Below are 2,204 nucleotides of genomic sequence, written 5' to 3' on the forward strand. Positions count from 1 at the left end.
CGCCGGCATCCGGCGCCGCCGGATCACGGTGCAGGAGATCGGCGGGAATCCCGACGTAGACGGGCCCGCTCTGCGGACGCTGCGCCGCACGGGCCGCCCGGCGCAGTGTCGCGGCGATCGCGGCGGGGTGGTCGACACCGAACGCCGCCTTCGTGACCGGGCGGAACAGCGCCCGCTGGTCGGCCATCTCGTGCAGGCTTCCCCGCACCGTGCCCGGGGTTCGCAGGTCGGTCGGTACCTCGGTGGCGATCAGCAGCACCGGCGACGCCGACGCCAGGGCCTCCCCGAGCGCCGTGACGGTGTTCGCGGCGCCGGGGCCGGTCGTCACCAGGGCGACGCCGAGGTCACCGGTGGCACGGGCGAAACCGTCGGCGGCGTGCCCGGCCGCCTGTTCGTGCCGCACCCCCACGACGGCGACGTCGGACTCCCCCAGCGCGTCCCACAGCGGGAGCGTGTGCACACCGGGCAGCCCGAACGTGACCTCGACCCCGAGCTCGGACAGGGTCGCCACAACGCTGCGCGCACCGGTCGACGACACCGGGCGAGGATACGATCTTGCTCAGGGCCCGGTCACCACTGCCTCTCCCGGACGCTCGGACTCCGGCGGCGGCCCGGGCGGGGTCCCGTCCCCGAACGGTCTGCCGCCCAGTTCCTCCCGGCCGTGCGGGCTCGTCCAGCCGGTGAGGTCGGGTCCCTTCGGCACGATCCGCGTCGGGTTGATCTGCTCGTGCACCTGGTAGTAGTGCCGCTTGATGTGGTCGAAGTCGACCGTGTCGCCGAAGCCGGGGGTCTGGAACAGGTCACGGGCGTAGGCCCACAGCACCGGCAGCTCGGTGAGCTTGTGCCGGTTGCACTTGAAGTGGCCGTGGTAGACGGCGTCGAAACGCACGAGCGTGGTGAACAGGCGGATGTCGGCCTCGGTGAGGCTGTCACCGACGAGGTAGCGGCGGTGCGCCAGCCGGTCGGAGAGCTCGTCCAGGCACGCGAACAGCCGGTCGTAGGCGTCGGTGTAGGCGGCCCGGGTCGTGGCGAAGCCCGCTTCGTACACGGCGGCGTTGACGTCCGCGTGCACCCGCCCGTTGATCGCGTCGATCTCGTCGCGCAGCGGTTCCGGATACAGGTCGGGGGCTCCCGGCCGGTGGTGCGCGGTCCACTCCGTCGACAGATCGAGTGTGATCCGCGGGTAGTCGTTGGTCACCAGCCTGCCACTGGGTACGTCGACGATCGCGGGCACGCTGATTCCGCCGTCGTAGTCCGGTTCGGCCGCGTGGTACGCCTCGGCGAGGTACCGGATGCCGAGAACCGGGTCGCGGCCGTCCGGGTCGAGAGTGAACCGCCAGCTCTTCTCGTCCTGGATCGGGTCGGCCACGGCGACGGACAGCGCGTCCTCCAACCCGAGCAACCGGCGCACCACCAGCCCGCGGCTCGCCCACGGGCACGCACGGCTGACCACGAGGCGGTAGCGGCCCGGTTCGACCGGCCAACCGTCCCGGCCGTCGGCGGTGATGCGGGCGGTGAAGTGGTTCGGAGCGCGATGGAACTCGCCGGTGTCCGGATCGGTGGGAATCGTCGTCATGGACCCACCGTAGTTACGTAGACTCGCCACCACGACGTGGTCGCCACGTCGTCGGGGCGGCGGAATGAGGCGCGATGACGTTGATGCCGATCACCGACTCGGTGTTCCTCGCGATCGAGACCCGCGAACACCCGATGCACGTCGGGGGCCTCGAACTGTTCACCCCGCCCGCCGACGCCGCACCCGACCATCTGCGCGAGGTGCGTGCCGGGCTGCTCCGGCACACCCGCACGCGCCGGGTGTTCCGGCGGCGACCCGCGAACCCGGTGAGCACCCGCGGATACCTGTCCTGGGCCGAGGATTCCGAACTCGACCTCGACTACCACTTCCGGCACTCCGCACTGCCCGGTCCCGGCCGGGTCCGGGAGCTGCTGGAACTGACCTCCCGGCTGCACAGCACACCGCTGGACCGGCACCGGCCGCTGTGGGAGATCCACCTGATCGAAGGCCTCGAGGACGGTCGGTTCGCGCTCTACAGCAAGATCCACCACGCGCTGATGGACGGCGTGTCGGCGCTGCGCCACCTCCGCAGCGTCCTCAGCGACGACCCCTCCGCCCGGGACTGTCCGCCACCGTGGAGCGCCCCGCCCCCGACCGGCGGGGGTGGTCGCGGCGGCGCCCCACGGAC

3 protein-coding genes are annotated in these 2,204 nt (G+C 72.0%); 1 reads left to right on the forward strand and 2 read right to left on the reverse strand.

All coding sequences use genetic code 11. The features are described 5' to 3' along the window. Together SACHA_RS20695 and SACHA_RS0106830 are read right to left on the reverse strand one after the other, a co-directional pair. Positions 1-538 (reverse strand): thiamine pyrophosphate-binding protein (locus tag SACHA_RS20695; RefSeq protein WP_269634171.1); only part of this gene is annotated, 538 nt, incomplete at its 3' end. Positions 539-559: 21 nt separating this feature from the next. Continuing rightward, complete coding sequence (locus SACHA_RS0106830; protein ID WP_019808239.1) at positions 560-1,576, reverse strand: glutathione S-transferase family protein; 1,017 nt, start codon at positions 1,574-1,576, stop codon at positions 560-562. A 74-nt stretch (positions 1,577-1,650) separates the two neighbouring features. On the opposite strand from SACHA_RS0106830, the gene SACHA_RS0106835 reads away from it, so the two are divergent. Next, positions 1,651-2,204: wax ester/triacylglycerol synthase domain-containing protein (locus tag SACHA_RS0106835; RefSeq protein WP_019808240.1), on the forward strand; the 554-nt coding region annotated here is incomplete at its 3' end.

Origin of the sequence: Saccharomonospora halophila 8 (genome assembly GCF_000383775.1) — a bacterium.
Lineage (GTDB): Bacteria > Actinomycetota > Actinomycetes > Mycobacteriales > Pseudonocardiaceae > Saccharomonospora > Saccharomonospora halophila.